Origin of the sequence: Nocardioides panzhihuensis, from assembly GCF_013408335.1 — a bacterium.
Classification (GTDB): Bacteria; Actinomycetota; Actinomycetes; order Propionibacteriales; family Nocardioidaceae; genus Nocardioides; species Nocardioides panzhihuensis.
The window spans coordinates 422,905-440,244 of the sequence record NZ_JACBZR010000001.1; the positions used below are offsets into that span (position 1 = coordinate 422,905).

General features: G+C 68.9%; 15 protein-coding genes. 8 read left to right on the top strand and 7 right to left on the bottom strand.

Going from position 1 to position 17,340, the window contains the following annotated elements:
* The first annotated feature begins 867 nt into the window (after window positions 1-867).
* The 4 genes from BJ988_RS01840 to BJ988_RS01855 all read left to right on the top strand — a co-directional run bounded on the left by BJ988_RS01840 (window position 868) and on the right by BJ988_RS01855 (window position 6,519).
* Window positions 868-3,183, top strand: a complete 2,316-nt coding sequence (locus BJ988_RS01840; protein WP_179656414.1) for a fibronectin type III domain-containing protein — start codon at window positions 868-870, stop codon at window positions 3,181-3,183.
* Window positions 3,184-3,313: 130 nt separating this feature from the next.
* Window positions 3,314-3,937 carry a hypothetical protein gene (locus BJ988_RS01845; RefSeq protein ID WP_179656415.1) on the top strand — a complete coding sequence of 208 codons (624 nt, stop codon included), beginning with the start codon at window positions 3,314-3,316 and terminating at the stop codon, window positions 3,935-3,937.
* Between the two features lie 25 nt (window positions 3,938-3,962).
* A complete protein-coding gene (locus BJ988_RS01850) occupies window positions 3,963-5,597 on the top strand; it encodes a hypothetical protein (protein WP_218860509.1) in 1,635 nt (544 codons plus the stop codon).
* Between the two features lie 7 nt (window positions 5,598-5,604).
* On the top strand, window positions 5,605-6,519 hold the full coding sequence (locus BJ988_RS01855) for a glycosyltransferase family 2 protein (protein ID WP_179656417.1): 915 nt from the start codon (window positions 5,605-5,607) through the stop codon (window positions 6,517-6,519).
* A 3-nt stretch (window positions 6,520-6,522) separates the two neighbouring features.
* Here BJ988_RS01855 and BJ988_RS01860 read toward each other — a convergent pair whose 3' ends face one another.
* The 4 genes from BJ988_RS01860 to BJ988_RS01875 are packed head-to-tail and all read right to left on the bottom strand — an operon-like array spanning window position 6,523 to window position 11,680.
* Window positions 6,523-7,857 (bottom strand): phenylacetate--CoA ligase family protein, encoded by a 1,335-nt coding sequence (locus BJ988_RS01860; protein WP_179656418.1) that lies wholly within the window; start codon window positions 7,855-7,857, stop codon window positions 6,523-6,525.
* Between the two features lie 16 nt (window positions 7,858-7,873).
* Window positions 7,874-8,893 (bottom strand): acyltransferase family protein, encoded by a 1,020-nt coding sequence (locus BJ988_RS01865; protein ID WP_179656419.1) that lies wholly within the window; start codon window positions 8,891-8,893, stop codon window positions 7,874-7,876.
* Window positions 8,886-10,256 carry a hypothetical protein gene (locus BJ988_RS01870; protein ID WP_179656420.1) on the bottom strand — a complete coding sequence of 457 codons (1,371 nt, stop codon included), beginning with the start codon at window positions 10,254-10,256 and terminating at the stop codon, window positions 8,886-8,888. Before BJ988_RS01870 ends, BJ988_RS01865 begins: the two co-directional genes overlap by 8 nt.
* A 2-nt stretch (window positions 10,257-10,258) precedes the next feature.
* Window positions 10,259-11,680 (bottom strand): tyrosine-protein kinase domain-containing protein, encoded by a 1,422-nt coding sequence (locus tag BJ988_RS01875; protein WP_179656421.1) that lies wholly within the window; start codon window positions 11,678-11,680, stop codon window positions 10,259-10,261.
* A 283-nt stretch (window positions 11,681-11,963) separates the two neighbouring features.
* On the opposite strand from BJ988_RS01875, the gene BJ988_RS01880 reads away from it, so the two are divergent.
* Both BJ988_RS01880 and BJ988_RS01885 read left to right on the top strand, forming a co-directional pair.
* Window positions 11,964-12,698: an arsenate reductase/protein-tyrosine-phosphatase family protein gene (locus BJ988_RS01880; RefSeq protein ID WP_179656422.1), complete on the top strand. Its 735-nt coding sequence runs from the start codon at window positions 11,964-11,966 to the stop codon at window positions 12,696-12,698.
* Window positions 12,699-12,734: 36 nt separating this feature from the next.
* Window positions 12,735-13,532 (top strand): siderophore-interacting protein, encoded by a 798-nt coding sequence (locus BJ988_RS01885; RefSeq protein WP_179656423.1) that lies wholly within the window; start codon window positions 12,735-12,737, stop codon window positions 13,530-13,532.
* A gap of 16 nt (window positions 13,533-13,548) precedes the next feature.
* Here BJ988_RS01885 and BJ988_RS01890 read toward each other — a convergent pair whose 3' ends face one another.
* Together BJ988_RS01890 and BJ988_RS01895 are read right to left on the bottom strand one after the other, a co-directional pair.
* Entirely contained in the window at window positions 13,549-14,421 is an 873-nt protein-coding gene (locus tag BJ988_RS01890) for a M15 family metallopeptidase (protein WP_179656424.1), read from the bottom strand.
* Window positions 14,418-15,023, bottom strand: coding sequence for a TetR/AcrR family transcriptional regulator (locus tag BJ988_RS01895; protein WP_218860511.1), 606 nt, complete (start codon window positions 15,021-15,023; stop codon window positions 14,418-14,420). The genes BJ988_RS01890 and BJ988_RS01895 overlap by 4 nt, the downstream gene beginning before the upstream one ends.
* Before the next feature lie 67 nt (window positions 15,024-15,090).
* Between BJ988_RS01895 and BJ988_RS01900 the strand changes: the two genes are divergently transcribed.
* Together BJ988_RS01900 and BJ988_RS01905 are read left to right on the top strand one after the other, a co-directional pair.
* Window positions 15,091-15,846 carry an SDR family NAD(P)-dependent oxidoreductase gene (locus BJ988_RS01900; protein ID WP_179656426.1) on the top strand — a complete coding sequence of 252 codons (756 nt, stop codon included), beginning with the start codon at window positions 15,091-15,093 and terminating at the stop codon, window positions 15,844-15,846.
* 53 nt (window positions 15,847-15,899) lie between these two features.
* Window positions 15,900-16,349: a MerR family transcriptional regulator gene (locus tag BJ988_RS01905; protein ID WP_179656427.1), complete on the top strand. Its 450-nt coding sequence runs from the start codon at window positions 15,900-15,902 to the stop codon at window positions 16,347-16,349.
* Here the strand turns inward: BJ988_RS01905 and BJ988_RS01910 are convergent.
* Window positions 16,306-17,316, bottom strand: coding sequence for an aldo/keto reductase (locus BJ988_RS01910; protein WP_179656428.1), 1,011 nt, complete (start codon window positions 17,314-17,316; stop codon window positions 16,306-16,308). The two genes, BJ988_RS01905 and BJ988_RS01910, sit on opposite strands and share 44 nt — an antisense overlap.
* Window positions 17,317-17,340: the final 24 nt, after the last annotated feature.

Here is a 17,340-nt window from a genome sequence, read left to right on the forward strand (position 1 = left end):
TTCGTCGAGTTCCAGCCGGAGTTGTTCCCGATATATAGGGCTGTGCCGGGACGCCATGCGCTAGTCGAATTTGCTCCAGGTCGAGATGGAGAGTTTAGGGGTCAGCCGGTGACTACTAGCGCTAGCGCGCCCTTTTGGTCGACGATATCGAACGCAAGAGAGTCGCGGATCCTCGTGCGGGAACGATTTGCGAGAGGCGCTTTCGGTGCGAGATGGATGCGGTCGTCCGGCGGAGCTCTGTCGCAATTGGCTCCGATGTTAAGGCCCCGATCGCTAGTTTCCGTTTTTGTTGATCCATCCCTGAGTTCAGCGAGAAACCCTGTGGAACAGCCCGCGGTTGGGCTCAGGTTGAGTGACGGCGAAGCTGTTATTGCGCATAAAGAGTTTCCATGGGGTGTGGAAGAGGATGACACTGAGGATTTGCAACGCGGAGGTTATACCTCCCTAATTTTGTCAACTTCAGAGCCAACTGCCTATGGCGTTGTCCCTGACGAGTCGGGTCAGATTTGGTGCGATTGGTTCGTAGACGATGTCTAGGCTGTTGGGCCAGTCGATGCCGAACCGCTCGGTTGGTGAGTTGCGCCGATCCTAGATCGAGGTTTCCTTGGCTCTCGTCGTATACGGGACACCGGTAGGGAAAGCGAGGACGGCGTACACGTCGGGCCGGCGCGACCGAATGAGTGGACTAATGGATTTCAGGGCAGTGTCCTCTTCTCGATGCAGCGAGTCGGCATCTCAGTCCGTGGGTAGGGGTCAAGACATCCCCGATTCTGGGGAACGGACCCGCACCTGCCGAGCGGGTCGGGGCAGGTATACGCGACACTCGCGTGTCGCGGCCGAGGTGGCCGCCTTGGGCAGGGATGGATGATGACGCGGATTCAGGGCAAGCCCGTCTGGGCCAAGTGGCGAGTGCTGGCGGCCGGGGCGGTCGCAATAGGGCTCGGAGTGAGTGGCTTGGTCGTGTCGGGAGGGGCGACGGCGGACACGGCTCCGGTCGACCCCGAGCTGCCGGCGACGGTCTCGGCCGACGTACTTCCGACGGTGCAGATCGACGGAGTCGCCTGGAAGCAGGTGATCGTCGGCGACATCGTCTACGTCGGTGGCAGTTTCACCTCCGCCCGTCCGGCCGGTGCCGCGCCCGGAACCAACGAGACGCCGCGGGCCAACATGCTGGCCTACCGGCTGTCGACCGGTGAGCTGATCCCGGGCTTCGCGCCGAGCTTCAACGGCCAGGTCAAGGACATGGCCCTCTCGCCCGACAAGAGCCTGCTCTACGTCGCCGGCAGCTTCACCCAGGTCAACGGTGTCAACCGCTACCGCGGCGCGGCGATCGACCTCGCCACCGGGGCGCTGACCAGCTTCCGGCCGATCTTCAACTCCACCACCAACGCGGTCGCCGCGACCGCCGACGCGGTCTTCTACGGCGGCGCGTTCACGTCGGCCGACAACACCCCGCGCACGAAGGTGGCCGCCGTCCGGCCTACCGACACCGGCACTCAGCTGCTGCCGATGAACCCGACCGTCTCGAACGGCTCGCTGCAGGACATCGTGGTCTCGCCCAACGGCGCCGACATCGTGATCGCGGGCAACTTCACCAGCGTCAACGGTTCATCGAACCCGGGCTACGGGCTGGCCAGGATCAAGGTGGCGACCGGCGCCTCGATGTCGCTCCCGGTCAACTCCGAGGTCCGCAACGCGGGTAGCAAGGCGGCGATCCTGTCCCTGGAGTCCGACGGCACTAGTTTCTACGGCACCGGCTACCACTTCGGCAGCGGCGGCAACGTCGAGGGCTCCTTCAAGGCCAACTGGGCGACCGGCAACCTGACCTGGCTCGAGGACTGCCACGGCGACACCTACTCGATCTGGCCCACCGACGATGTCGTCTACCAGGCCAGCCACAAGTACTACTGCGGCAACTCCGGCGGCTTCCCGGCGACCAGCCCGCGCAGCTACCAGCACTCGACGGCGGTCACCCAGGACGTACGCGGCACCAACACCCGTGACATCTACGGCTACCCCGACCACCCCGGCACCCCGCGCCCGGAGTTCCTGGAGTGGTATCCGAAGTGGACGCCCGGCACCTTCACCGGCTCCAACCAGGCGCCTTGGACGGTCTCGGCCAACGACGACTACGTGGTCTACGGCGGCGAGTTCCTCGAGGTTGACGGGGTCGCCCAACAGGGGCTGGCGCGGTTCGCGGTCAAGGAGATCGCGCCCAACGACGTGGGTCCGGCTCTCCGCGGTGCTGAGTTCGGGCTCGCCGCGACCTCGCCCGCCGACGGCCAGGTCCGGCTGACCTGGCCCGGCAACGCCGACAAGGACAATGCGACCGTCACCTACAAGGTCTACCGAGGGTCGACGGACGTTGCCCCGATCCACACCAACCCGGTCACCGCCGCCTTCTGGAAGCAGGCCACGCAGAGCTTCGTCGACACCGAGGCACCGCCGGGCTCCGCCCAGCGCTACCGGGTCGTCGCCGAGGACGCCTTCGGCAACCAGGCGCTCACCGAGTGGGTCACCGTCGAGGTCGACGGCGAGCCCGTCCCGCCGGCCGAGGGCATCGTCGCCGAGGACGCCTTCGAGCGTGCCGAGGCCAGCGGCTGGGGCACGGCCGAGGCCGGCGGCACCTGGACGCGCAGCACCGGCGTCGCCGGCAACTTCTCTGTCTCCGAGGGCCGCGGCCGGCACGCGACCACCCCCGGTGGGACCACCGAGTCCCGGCTCGAGGAGATCTCGGCGGGTGACGTCGAAGCGACCGTCAGCGTCGGAGTCTCTCGGCTCCCGGACGCGGGCTTCGTCTGGTCGATCCTCGGTGCCCGGGTCTCCGGCTCGGACCACTACGCCTCCCGGCTCCGGTTCAACCCGGACGGCACCGTCGGCGTCCACCTCGTACGCAGCGGCACCCCCGTCGTCGGCGCCAACGTGGTCCCAGGTCTGAGCGTCGCGCCCGGCGACCGGCTGATGGTCCGCCTGCAGGTCACCGGCACCGCGCCGTCGACCGTGCGCACCAAGGTGTGGCCGGTCGGCTCCGCGGAGCCGTCTGGGTGGACGTACGAGCTCTCCGACTCGGCTGCCGCCAACCAGCTGCCCGGAGGGGTGATGGTGCGTGGCTACGGCTCCTCGGCGATCGGCGCGACGCCGGTCGAGGTGAGCTATGACGACCTGAGAGTGATCGAGCCGTAACCGTCGACCGTCACGTACCCGATCTTGGGGAGAGGGCGCGCGGATCCACCCACGGCCAGTGGATCTGGGCTTGAATGCACCGTCTTTGATTTCGATGTCACTGTCCAACCCCGCCCGCGGAAGATCCCCCATGCTCAGTCAAGTCCCGCGTTCGAGGCTGTACGTCGCGGCAGCTGTCGGTGCCGTCGTCCTCGTGAGCGTCGCGGTCGCGCTCCTCGTGCGCAATCCGTCTGGCCCGGCCACCGCCGGATCGGGCTCGACGGTGGCCGCCGCGCCTTCACCGGCGGCGATTCCTTCGGAGAAGGAGTCCGCATCTGCCTCCGAGTCGGTGGACGAGGAGCCTGGGAAGCCGTCGAAAGGCGACCGCTCAGTCGGTCTGAAGGCCGAGGCCACCACCGCACCCGGCGTGACGGCGCGGCTGGCCAGGATCGACTCCGTCCGGGCCACGGCGAGCCTTCCCGGTGAGGTCGGTGGTCCGGCGCTCGCGATCACCGTGAAGGTGAAGAACCAGACCGGGAAGAAGCTATCCCTGGCGCTCGGCGTGGTCAACGCCTACTACGGGCCCGAGCGCACCCCCGCGGTGAGCGTCGCCTCCGACGGCGAGGTGCCGTTCCCGGCCTCGGTCGCTGCCGGCGAGTCGGCCACGGGCGTCTACGTCTTCCAGATCCCTGAGGAGTCCCGTCCGGTCCGCGTCGAGCTCGATCTCGGCAACGGCGCCGACGTGGTGGTCTTCAAGGGACGCCCCCAGCGATAACCGTCCCCCCACGATGAGAGATGTGATGAAGCCGATCCTCGCTGTCTTGGCGCTCATGGCCACGAGTCTGACCCTGGTGACCTCCGCGACCTCCGCCTCCGCGGACACCGCGCCGACCGACCCGGATCTGCCGAGGACGGTCTCTGCGGACGTACTCCCGACAGTGCAGATCAACGGGGTCGCCTGGAAGCAGGTGATCGTCGGCGACATCGTCTACGTGGGCGGCAACTTCACCTCGGCTCGCCCCGCGGGTGCCGCGGCCGGCACCAGCGAGTCGGCGCGGTCCCACCTGCTGGCCTACCGGCTCTCGACCGGAAAGCTGGTCACCGGCTTCGCGCCGAAGTTCAACGGCCAGGTCAAGGACATGGCGCTCTCGCCCGACAAGAAGCTGCTCTACGTCGCCGGCGGCTTCACCCAGGTCGACGGCGTGAACCGCTACCGCGGCGCGGCGATCAATCTCGCCACCGGCAAGGCCACCAGCTTCCGGCCGATCTTCAACTCGACGACCAACGCGGTCGCGGCCACCTCGACAGCCGTCTTCTACGGCGGGGTCTTCACCTCGGCCGACAACACCGCACGTACGAAGGTGGCGGCGGTCAAGCCCAGCGACACCGGCACCCAGCTGCTGCCGATGAACCCGAAGCTCGCCGGCGGCAACGTCAACGACATCGTGGTCTCCTCCGACGGCACCAAGATCGTGATCGGCGGGGCGTTCACGAGCGTGAACGGCTCCTCCAACCCGGGCTACGGCCTGGCCCGGATCGAGGTCTCCTCGGGCAAGTCGCTGGCGCTGCCGGTCAACTCCGAGGTCCGGAACGGCGGCACCAACTCGGCGATCCTCTCTCTGGAGTCCGACGGCACCAGCTTCTACGGCACCGGCTACCACTACGGCGGTGGCGGCAACGTCGAGGGCTCCTTCAAGGCCAACTGGGCGACCGGCAAGCTGACCTGGCTCGAGGACTGCCACGGCGACACGTACGCCATCTGGCCCACCGCCAGTGTGGTCTACCAGGCCAGCCACAAGCACGGCTGTGACACCTCCGGCGGCTTCCCGGAGACCAAGCCGCGGGCGTGGTATCACGCCACCGCCACCACCCAGGACGTACGCGGCACCAACGTCGCCGACACCAAGTACAACTACCCCGACCACCCCGGCACCCCGCGCCCGGAGTTCCTGGAGTGGTACCCGAAGTGGACCAACGGCACCTTCACCAGCGCCAAGCAGTCGACCTGGACGGTGACGGCCGACGCCAAGCACGTGCTCTACGGCGGTGAGTTCCTGAAGGTCAACGGCGTCGCCCAGCAGGGTCTGGTGCGGTTCGCCGTCAAGGACATTGCTCCCAACAAGGTCGGTCCGACGCTGAAGGGCGCCAAGTGGGCGCTGACCGGCACCTCACCCTCCGCGGGCAAGGCCACGCTGAAGTGGCCCGGCAACCCTGACAAGGACAACGCGACCGTCACCTACAAGCTCTACCGCGGCTCGATCGACTCCACGCCGATCAAGACCGTCAAGGTCACGGCTCCGTTCTGGAAGCACGCCGCGATGACCTTCACCGACACCGGTCGCGCCAGCCGCTCGGCGCAGAAGTACCGCATCGAGGCGGTGGACCCGCTCGGCAACGTCTCCCGCTCCGACTCGGTGACGGTGATCATCAAGTGACGATGAGATGAGGAGGCCGGTCTGGGTCTGCATGCTGACCTATCGGCGCCCTGAGGGGTTGGCCGAGACGATCGACATACTCCGGACCCAGCTCGATGCCGTTCCTGGCGCACGGCTGCTCGTGGTGGACAACGACGACCAGCCGACCGCTTCGTCCTCGGTGGCGGAAGCGGCCAGGGGCGACGTACGCGTCGTCTACGTCCACGAGCCCACTCCCGGTATCGCCGCCGCTCGCAACCGGGCATTGGCCGAGGCCGGTCCCGAGGCCGTCGTCGTCTTCATCGATGACGACGAGCAGCCCTCGGAGGCGTGGTTGTCGACCCTGTTCGGTTGCTGGCAGGAGACTGGCGCCGCGGGAGTCGTCGGGCCGGTGGTCTTCCGGCTCGACGGTGAACCGGACGTTTGGCTCACCGCGGGAGGTTTCTTCCGGGAGTTCAGCCACCCGACCGGCACGGTCGTCACCACTGCAGCGACGAACAACCTCCTGCTCGACATGGTCCAAGTCGGTGAGCTCCGCTTCGACCTCGGGTTCGGTCTCTCCGGCGGTTCCGACACTGCCTTCACCCGTGCCCTCACTGCCGCCGGGGGACGGATCGTGTGGTGCGAGGAAGCGCCGGTCTTCGATCTGGTCCCGGCCAGCCGCGCGACGCGAGAATGGGCTCTCGCCCGTGCCTCCCGCGTCGGCAACTCCGACTCACGGGTGCATGTCTATCTCGCCTCGCCCGGAACGCGGGGTCTGGTGCGACTCGAGCAAACGGCCCGCGGCGTCGTTCGGGTCGCGTGGGGAGGCGTACGCCTGTTTCTCGGCCGGGTGACCGGGTCCGTCGTTCATCATGCCCGAGGGACTCGGCTGGTGGTTCGTGGCGTCGGGATGGTCCGGGGCGCCTGGGGATCGCATATCCACGAGTATCTCCGCGGGTAGCTTCTACCCGTCAGCCCTGGGCACGTCGCTGATCACGTACTTGAGCTTCGCGCCGGTGTAAGGCAACGAGTCGACGTACTCGATGGTGACAGGAACCTCGTTGTCGATCCGATTCCGCAGGAGGTCGATCTTCCGCTCCACGTGAGATCGGGCGTTTGGGATCCGCCCTTCGACGACGCGGAAGGTGACTGAGTGGTCCGCGCGCTGGTGGACCTGCATCTGGCGCACGGCTTCTGGGACATCGCTGAAGATTCCGGTGACCTGACCGAGCGTGCGGCCGGTGGGTGTGTACAGCAGGTCCGTGGCACGGCCCTCGGGCTGGGCCATGAGCGGGAGGCCAATGCCGCAAGGGCATTGCCGATCGAGCAACCTCCCCCGATCGCCGATCCGATAACGGATGATCGGGAAGACCCGGTTGGTGAGATCGGTGACGACGATGTCACCGGTCTCGCCCGGTGGAAGCACTCGCCCCTGCTCATCGACGACTTCGATGACGCGAGCATCGGCGAACACGTGCAGGCCGTGGCGCTCGTGACACTCACCTGCCATCCAGCCGACCTCTGCGCTCCGATACTCGTCATGAACCGGTACGCCGAAGACCGATTCGAGGCGATCTCGGGTGGCTGGATCGAGCGGAGCAGCGGTCGTCGCGACCGCGCGAAGCGATGGCAGGCGGAGACCCTCGGCCTCGAGGAAGTCGGCGTAAGCGGCAGTCGAGACGACGTATCCCTCGAGCAGCGCCGGCTGCGATTTTGTGAGCTCGGCGTGGAACCGTCGCATCGACTCCGGGCTCATGAGTCCCGCGTCCGCGTAGCGCTGCTTCGACGGCCACCAGGCGATGTCGTTCTTGAGCGTGTCGAAACGCCCGAAGCCCCAACGGGCCATCCTGGCCAGGTTGTCCCATGGCTGAATACCCCACCATGTGTACATGCGCCAAGCGAGCGCGAGAGTCGGCACACGAGAGTCGTGCATCGCTCTGAGCGGCTCACCGGTGCTTCCTCCCGTGAGTGCCCGACGCGAGTTTCGGGGCGTCGCCTCCGACGAGGTGACGTCGTCGGCGTGCTCCTTGAGCCTCCTCCTGTTCAGCATCGGCAGCCGGGTCCAGTCGTCCGGCGTCAGTGCCCGTCCCGGGTCGATGCCTGCGTCGGCGAAGTGCTTGGCGTAGAAGACCGTCTGACTCCGGGCGAACTCGGCGATCGCGATCGCTCTGGTGCGCTGCAGCTCGGCCAGAGCCGCGGGTTCGATCTTCTGGTTGCGGAGCAGCTCGCGGTAGAGACGTCCCGAGTCGCGCCGGAAGGTGTGCAGCTTCAGATTGAAAGAGGTCTCGGACAGAGTCATGACGACGTCCTCGGGGCTAGGTTCTCTGGAGGGATGAGGAAGATGGTTCGCGGGCGGCGCTGGTGGTCCAGTGCGGGAACGGGAAGTCGAAGACGCCGCGGGTCCGGGCGGTGATCAGCCGGTCGAGAGCCAATGCCAGCAGGATCGCGAAGAGGGCCAGCAGCGGCACCGCGACCAGGCCGGTGCCCGGCGGCCAGTCGATGCCGCGGTCGGTCAGCAGCGCGGCGGCAGCCGTGACCGGGAAGGCGTGCACGACATAGATCGGGAGGGTTCGGGTGCCGAGGTGGCGTACGAAGCCGAGCGCGGGAATCCGGGCGATCATCACCCCGAGCCCGCAGCCTGCGGCGACCGCGAGCAGTCCCAGCATCGGCCGTACGAAGATGATCCGGTCGTCGGCGACGTAGAGGAAGAACCCCAGAACCAAGACGTACGCCACGCCGGCCCCGACCACGTGAACCGGCCGCATCCGCGGCACGGCCGAGCGCACCGCGGGTGCGGCGCGGGAGGCCAGCACGAAGAAGAACCAGTAGCGGAACGTCTTGTCCCAGGGGATGTCGCCGGTGGAGACGAGCCCGGAGGCGAAGACGGCGGAGCAGATCAGCGCGGTCCCGACGACGAGCCACGCCGGAAGCCGACGGGTCAGCCATCCGACGAGCGTGAACAGAGTCAGCGTGTAGAGGAACCAGAGGTAGACGTTCGGCTCGATCAGCACCAGGGCTATCGAGGCGAACGCCTCAGGCGGGGGGTGCGGCAGCAGCGCGCGGAAGGTGCCGAGGAGGACGCACCACAGAACGTAGAGGTAGATCAGGTTCAGGCACCGAGTGCGCAGCACCTCACGCAGCGGGCGGGCGAGCAGCGAAGGCGCGAGGAGGCCGGAGAGGAAGAAGAACAGCGGCATCCGGAAGGTGTCGAGGGTATAGGCCAGCCGCGTCCAGGGGCCGGCGAGGCCGACCAGGTCGAGGTTGATCACGGCATGGAAGAGCACCACGAGGATGATCGCCAGGCCGCGCGCGGAGTCGATCCAGCCTTCACGCATGCCGCGGTCCTCCGGCGAGGTAGCGGCGGCGAGCTCGCCGGCCACGACTCGACCGGCGCGCCCCCGGCGCGGGTGACATCTGCACCGACGGAGTCGGCTCGGCGGCCGTCTCCTTGCGTTGGAGCAGGAACACCCCGAGCGCCAGCGCGAGCGCCGGCAGTGAGCTGATGATCGGCCCGAAGAAGAGGTTCCAGCCCAGTTGCAGGGCGAGGAAGATGCCGAGGGCGGTGCCGGTGCGGTGCGCCAGGCTGCGGCCGAGATAGCCGGTGGCGAGCCACAGCAGCCACCCAGACAGGACCAGCCCGGCCAGACCGAACCAGATCCAGAGGTCGCCGATCAGCGAGTGCACCTCGATCCGGGTGCCGAACATGTAGTGCTCGACGTAGCCGTTGTCCGGGTCATAGCCGAGCGCCGACATGCCCTGTTTGGCGGCCTGCATGTCGGTCGGCGTCGCCATGACGCCGGCACCGTAGCCGAGCGGCTCGTGGAGCATGAGAGCGACCGTGGCCCCGATCTCGGGCCGGCCACCGAGGATGAGCGATCCCGCTGTCTGCACCTGCAGCTCGGTGCGCTCTTGCGCAGACTGGCCTAGGTAACCCTCCAGCGCTGCCCCTTCGAGCGCGCGGTAGAGCCCGAGTCCGAGTGCGCCGACCAACACCAGCGAGAGCAGCACGGAGGTCGACTTCTTCGCCGTCGCCGGGCGGTGCTGCCACACCAGCAGCACCGCGGTCATGATCAAGAATGCACTCATCGATCGGGCCCCCGAGAGTGCGGTGACCCCAGTGAGCGCCCCGAGCGTGACGAGCTCGGCCAGGAGTTGCTTTCGTGGGCGCTGCTTGATCATCAGACACGCCCCCAGGAGGAGCATCGTCGACGGCATCGAGAAGCCGAACCGCCACGGGTCCTCGGCGAACCGCGAGTTCATCGTCGCCGTCATGAACGAGCCGACGGCGTAGAGGCACACCACGACCCCCGGCGACAGCACGCGCTGTGCCCACAGCAGCGCCCCGACGCACATCGCGGCCGAGACGACCGGCAGCAGCTCGAACAGCACGCCGGCTTCGGTCGGCGGGTGGGTCGCCGAGCGCCAGGTAGCGAGCGCCAGAGCGGAGATGAAACAGGCAAGAAGCAGTACGCCGCCCAGGACTGCCCCGCGATATCGGCTCGCTTCCCGGATCCAGATCGGTGCGAGGGCCGCCCCGACGAGGCCGCCGACCGTCAGCCCTCTGACCAGGCCGTAGTCGGTCCCCGCGAGGAACGCCGCCGCTCCGGCCAGCAGCGCGGCGAGCACCTCCCAGCCGGTGCGCTCAGCGTGCTGGGTGCGCTGGGTGCGCGGAGAGCGCACCGCGGTCGCGACCGCCACGGTCAGCTCCCGGCGGCGGGGTAGCCCTGCTGGCGCGGTTCCCGGTGGCGTACGACGGCGGCGAGGAGGCGGGCGAACCAGCTCTGCTCCGGCTGCCCGTAGTAGGTGTGCGCGGCGGTGTCGCGGACCTGGTTGGCGACGATGCCGAGACAGCGGGCGTCGACGGCCTCGAGACTGTCGATGGCCTCGAGCACCTGCGGGCGGTGGATCGTACGGCAGTTGGCGACCACCAGGGCACCGTCGGTCAGCCGCGACAGGATCGCGCCGTCTGCGACCGGAAGCAGCGGCGGGGAGTCGAGGATGACCACGTCGTAGCCGGCGCGCGCCTCCTCCAGCAGGGCGGCCATCCGGGGCGAGCCGATCAGCTGGGCGGGGTTGGGCGGGATCTCGCCCATGGTGAGCACGTGCAGGTTCGCATCTCCCCAGACCTGGATGACGTCGTCGAGCTCGACCTTCCCGATCAGCACCGTCGTCAGCCCGGCCGCGCCCTCCAGACCGCAGTAGTCGGCGACCGCCGGACGGCGCATGTCGGCGTCGATGAGCAGCACGCGCTGGCCCTGCTCGGCGATCGCCAGGGCCAGGTTGATCGATGTCGTCGACTTGCCCTCACCGCCGATCGAGGAGGTCACGACCATGGAGCGGACCCGAGAGGAGGCATCGAGGAACTGCAGGTTGGTCTGCAGTCTCCGATAGGCCTCCGAGGCGACGTTGTGCGGATCGATCGCGGTGATCGCACCGCGGGCGCGCCGCTGGCCCCGGCGCCGGGGGATCGCCCCAAGGAGACCCACGTCGGTGAGCTGCTCGATCTCGGCAGCGGTCCTGACCCGCGTGTCCAGAAGGGCGCGGACCACGGCGATCACGACCCCGAGGCCGAAGCCGCCGGTGAAGCCGACCAGAGCGGCCAGCCGCGTACGTGGTGCGAACGCCTCTTCGGGCGGGTCGGCTCGGGCGACCACGGTCACCTCGACCGCGGACTTCTTGTTGGAGCTGGGGGAGAGGTTGGTGATCGTGGTGGTGAGCTCGTCGGCGACCGAGTTGGCGAGGTCCGAGGCGCCGGTGCTGGTCGTCGCCACCGCGTCGATCTCGATGATCACGGTGTCGAGCGGGTTCTCGGCGGTGATCTCCTCGGCCAGCTCCTTGGACGTCGTGTCGAGGTCGAGGTCGTAGATGACCTGGTCGAGCACCACCGGCATCGTGGCCAGCTTGGCGTAGGACTGGACGATCTCCTGGGTGAACGTCGAGCCCTGGACCAGCTCCTGGGTCGTCGCGCCGCGCGCGATCGAGACGAAGACGGTGCTCTGGGCGCGGTACTGCGGCGGGCTCGCGTGCGCCTGCGCGAAGGCCGCGCTGGCGCCGATGATCGCGAGCGCAGCGACGATGTACCAGCGCTTTCGCAGGGCTGCGACGTAGTCGCGCAGGTCCAACAGGTCACTCCGTCCGATGTCTTTGCCAGGGCGTCCATCCGCGACTCATCCGCCCGGCAGGGCAGGGGAGGTCCACGGGGGCCATCGCACATCCTCACCCGGTTCCGGGGGCGACAGGGCCGAGCGGCCGTCACGTTCCCCCAAATGGGGGATTGATCTGCCGTTGGTTTCGGGGGTCGTGCGTGGACTGCGTAATGTCTGTTCGTCACGTTCGGGGGGTCCGCTGCGTGGATGTGCGGTTCACGCTCGAGAATCGTCAGGCAACTGTTCGAAGGTAGGCAGGATGGACTCCGCGACGATCCTGGTCGTCTGCACCGGGAACATACGACGCTCGCCGGCGATCGAGGCGATGCTCCGTGAGGGCGTCGGCCAGATCGGTGGCCTCGCCCGGCACGGCATCACGGTGATCTCGGCCGGCAGCGAGGCGCTCGAGGGCTACGACATGGACTCGATGATCGCCTCCGAGGTGGCTCTCGCCGGGACCAGGCTGACCAGGCATCAGGCCTACCGTCTCGACGTCGCCGACATCGAGCGTGCCGATCTGATCATCACGGCCGAGCGGTCCCATCGCAGCGACGTCGCACGGCTGGTGCCCTCGGCCGTCAAACGGACGTTCACGCTCGTCGAGCTCGCCGCGCTCAGCGATCTGCTGGGACGCGCGGCCCTGGGCGGCCCCACGGGTTCGGAGGCGGATGCGGCAGCCCGGCTGCGTGCGCTGGTCCAGCTCGCGCCGCTGCAGCGGACCCGGCGGCGGATCCGGCGGCCGGCCGACGACGACCTTCTCGACCTGCGGAGGCGATCACCGCGCGAGGCGCGGCGGCTGGTGACCGAGGCGCGTGGCCATGTCGAGACGCTGCTGCGGGTTCTGGAGCCGAGCCTGTCGCTGGTCAACAGGCCTCAGCGACCCGTCGCCCCTCCTGTCGCCCATCCTGTCGCCGCTCCCACCTTCGACTCGTCCGACGAACCGAACGAGTCGACCCAGCCCCGCTCCGTGCACTCCACCCGGTCGGCGGGTTGACCGAGACCGGTTTGGCGGCGAGTTAGGTTTGCCTACATGAGTCGACCCGCGAAGCCCGAGACCGTCCTCGTCGTCACCGCCACCGAGCAGCTCGGCCCGACGATGATCCGGGTGAGCTTCCGCTCGGAGGACCTGAGCGCCTTCTCGTCGAGCGTCTTCACCGACCGCTACGTGAAGCTCTCCATCCCTCGGGAGCCCGGCTCGGCTGACGACGCTCCCGTGGTGCGCACCTACACCGCGCTCAACCCGTCGGTCGAGGACGGCACTCTCGACATCGACTTCGTCGTCCACGGCACCGAGGGGTACGCGGGTCCCTGGGCCGTCGCGGCGGAGCCCGGTGACACCCTCCTGGCTCTCGGCCCCGGCGGCGCCTACGCGCCCGACCCGGAGGCCGACTGGCACCTGCTCGCCGGCGACGAGACCGCCCTGCCCGCCATCCGCGCCGCTCTGGCCGCTCTCCCGGCCGACGCCCGCGGATACGCCGTCATCGACATCCCGGCGCCGGACCACGAGCAGCCGCTCGACCACCCCGACGGCGTCGAGGTGACCTGGCTGGTCACCGGCGACCACACCCATCATGCGGCCCAGGACGCCGAGGGTCACGAGCAGCTCCTCCTCACCGCCGTCCGCGACCTGAAGTGGCTCGACGGCCGCGTCCACGCCTTCGTCCACGGCGAGGCGGCCGTCACCATGCACGGCATCCGTCCCTACCTCCTCAAGGAGCGGGGCGTCCCGAAGGCCGATGTCTCCATCTCCGGCTACTGGCGCCGCGGCCGCACCGAGGAGACCTTCCGCGAGTGGAAGCGCGAGCTCGCCGAGGCCGAGTCCGTCTGACCCGTCGAGCCGGCGGTCAGCGGCCGTTCTCGCTGAAGTGCTGGTAGTCCTTCAGTGAGCGCCAGGCGCCGCCCCACTCCCAGCCGATCTCGGCGAATGCCTGGACCACCACATCACCCGGGCGGATCATCCCGGGCGCCTTCCGGGATCGGTCCAGGTACCAACGGGCGAGCTCGGGGATGACGCGGTCGCCCTTGACGTACGGGTTCTGGAAGGTGTTCAGGTCGATCGCCAGGCCGTAGGCGTGCTGCGAGAACGAGGTCTGGCCCACGGACGGCCGGCAGACGAAGCCGCCGGTGCCGTTGCCGTCGCCGGTCGGCGGAGCATCCAGGGCGGCCTTCGTGGTGATGTCCATCTGCTCGATCGGGAACCTCGCCTCGTAGAGCCGTCGGAAGACACCGACCACGTCCTCGGCCACCCGGGCGTTGATCAGCATCTCGCCGGTGTGGCGGGCGCCGTCGAAGCCCCAGAACGTCATCCGCACCCAGGCCAGCTCCTGCCTGGAGACCGGACAGCCCGGCACCCAGGTCGAGCGCTCGATCACGTCGTCGGGCGCGATGTCTACCTCGGCGGCGAAGCCGTCGCCGGGCAGCATCGGGATCACGTCCGGCAGGGTCCAGGCCCGGTTGCGCAGCTCCTTCGGGGTCGCTCCGGCGATGCCGTAACCCTCGGCGTCCTCCTTCAGCACCCGGGTGCCGAGCCACGGCGGCGGCACCGTCCCCGGCTCGGCGACGTCAGGAGAGGAAGGTACGTCGCTGGGTGACGGCTCCGCAGAGATCGAGGGGGCCGCGGCGCTGGTCGTCGGCGACGGGCCGGTCTCTGGCGTCCTGCCGCAGGCACTGAGCGCGAGCAGGAGGGCTGCCCCGGCGGCGTACATCCTGGTGCTCACCGGCCCGCCCCGCCTCGTGGCGGCCACGCATCCATCGCGACCGCGGCGAGCCCGCGCAACTCCTGCCGCGTGGCGCCGTCGATGGCCTGCACCGACATGCCCTGGATCACGGCGCCGAAGAGCCGCGCGAGGGCGCCGACGTCGGTCTCGTCCGGCAGCTCGCCCTCGGTGACCGCCGTCCGCAGTCGCTGCTCGATGCCGCCGAGCGTCTCGGAGCGCATCCTCGCCGGGCGGTCGGCGACGCCGCGCTGGCTGGCGCCCAGTGCCAGGGCGGCCGTCGAGACCATGCATCCCGGTGGCAGACCGCTCTCGCTGAACTGGTCGGCCGCCTCGTACAGGAACTCCGAGATGGCCTCGCGAGCCGGGCCGTCGGGCCGCAGCACGTTGCCGTGCTCGCTCGCGTAGCGCTCGAGGGCGGTCTGGTAGAGGACCTCCTTGGAGCCGAACGCCCCGTAGAGGCTGGGTGCCTTCAGTCCGGTCGCGGCCTCGAGCGTCGCGACGCTCGTGCCTTCGTACCCGTGCTCCCAGAACGCCCGCATCACGGCGTCGAGCACCGCGTCCTCGTCGAAGGAGCGCGGTCGTCCGCGGGAGGGCTTGCGCATTTCCATAGTGATCCCTACATTAACTCCCAGAGCATTATTTAGCGACCACTACAGAAATGAGACCGAGATGACCCGCAACGCACTCGTAACCGGGGCCTCCCGCGGGATCGGCCGCGCCATCGCCGTACGTCTGGCCGCCGACGGTGTCGGCCTGGTCGGCATCCACTACGGCTCGAACCGCCCGGCCGCGGAGGAGACCGCACGGCTCGTCGAGGCGGCCGGAGCCCGGTCGGTCCTGATCGAGGCGGACCTCGGTGAGGACGGTGCGAAGGCGGCCGCCGAGATCGCGGAGGCGTGGATCGAAACGGCGCTCGCCGGCGATGACAGCCTCGACATCCTGGTCAACAACGCGGGCATCAACGGCAACCAGGAGCTCCACGAGCTCGACCCGGCGACCGCTCGCCGGGTGCTCGAGGTGAATCTGATCGCCCCGATGTTTCTGACCCAGGCGGTCGCCCCGCACCTGCGCGAAGGCGGCCGGGTGATCAACGTGTCGACCGGCTACACCCGGGTTGCGGCCCCGACCCACCTGGCGTACGCCGCAGCCAAGGCCGGCATCAACAACCTCACCCGCGCGCTGGCCGCGCCGCTCGCCGCGCGTGGGGCGACCGTCAATGCGGTCCTCCCCGGCGTGATCGAGACCGACATGAACGCCGACTGGCTCGACGTGCCTGAGGCACGGGTTCAGGCCGACGGGCTGTCGGTCTTCGGCCGGATCGGCACGCCGGACGACGTCGCCGACGCGGTCGGCTTCCTCGCCTCGCCCCGGGCGCGCTGGGTCACCGGCGAGACGCTCGACGTGACCGGTGGCTCGGCGCTCTGAGCCGCCTGATCTCACTTGACTTCGAGTGCACTCGAACCAGGACACTGGAGTCCATGACGACGCAGCCGCAGACGCACAGCAACGGCTTGAGCATCGCCGAGGTGGCCGAACGGACCGGTCTGACCGCACACACGCTGCGCTACTACGAGCGAGACGGGCTGATGCTCGGCGTCGGCCGCAACGGCTCGGGTCACCGCGCGTACACCGAGGGCGACCTCGGCTGGATCACACTGATCACCAGGCTGCGCTCGACCGGGATGCCGATCCGGGAGATCCGCCGCTACGCCGAGATGGTCCGTGAAGGCGCCGGCAACGAGGAGGAGCGTCTCGCCCTGCTGCGCGCACACCGCGACCGGGTGCGCGCGCAGCTGGAGGAGACGGCCGCCCATCTGGACGCGATCGAGTTCAAGGTCTCCTACTACGCCGCCGCGGTCGGCGAAACCGATCCGGATGCAGAGCTCATCGCCCAGCAGCGTCGAGCCGAGCCCTCTGCTCCTCGCTGAGCTCCAGGTCGACCGCGGCCAGACTCTCCTCCAGCTGGGCGACCGACGATGCCCCGATCAGCGGGATCACCGGGAGCGCGTCGCCGAGCATCCAGGCCAGCACGACCTGGTTACGGGTGGCGCCGGTCTCGGCCGCGACCTCGTCGAGCACCTTCAGCCGCGCCGTCGTGCCCGGGTGGTCGTAGGCGCCGTCGATGGGCTTGGCCGGGTTCGTGTAGGCCCCGCTGAGCAGCGGCGTGTAGGCGACCAGGGTCAGCCCCGGCGTCGCCCGCACGTAGGCGAGCAGCGAGGCGTCGGCCACCCCGATCTCGCCGTCGACCGACAGCCTGGGGTCAGGGATGTCGGTGCGCATCCGCAGGTAGGTGTGGTGGTACTGCAGCACGCTCGGGCGTGCCGCCTCCGGGTTCGCGGCCCGCGCCCGCTCGACCTGCCAGGACCAGTGGTTGCTCAGCCCGAACTGGCCGATGACACCGTCCTTCACGAGGGCGGCGAAGCCCGCGGCGTACTCCTCCAGAGGCACGCCGTTCATGTCCGGCACGTGCGCGTAGTAGAGGTCGAGCCGCTCGACGCCGAGGCGTTCGCGAGAACGGTCGGCCTGCTCGCGTACGTTCTGCGGCGCCAGCCCTTCCCAGCTCCGGTTGCGCTGGGTCGCCCAGCCGTTCTCGACACGCTCGACGGTGTCCGTGGGACGTGCGCCGACCTTGGTGGCGATGGCGATCTCCTCGCCGATCCCGCGGTCGCGCCGCCACCGGCCGAGGAACGTCTCGCTCTCGCCACCCTGGGTGCCGCCGGCCCAGTAGGCGTAGTTGTTGGAGGTGTCGACGAAGGTGCCGCCGGCCTCGACGAAGCGGTCGAGGATCGCGTAGGACGTCTCGACGTCCGTCTCCGTGCCGAAGCGCATCGCGCCGAGCGCGAGCTTGCTGACGCGCCGTTCGCCGGCGCCTGTTCCGATGGTCGTGTATCGCATGTGATCCACGCTTCGGGTTCGTGC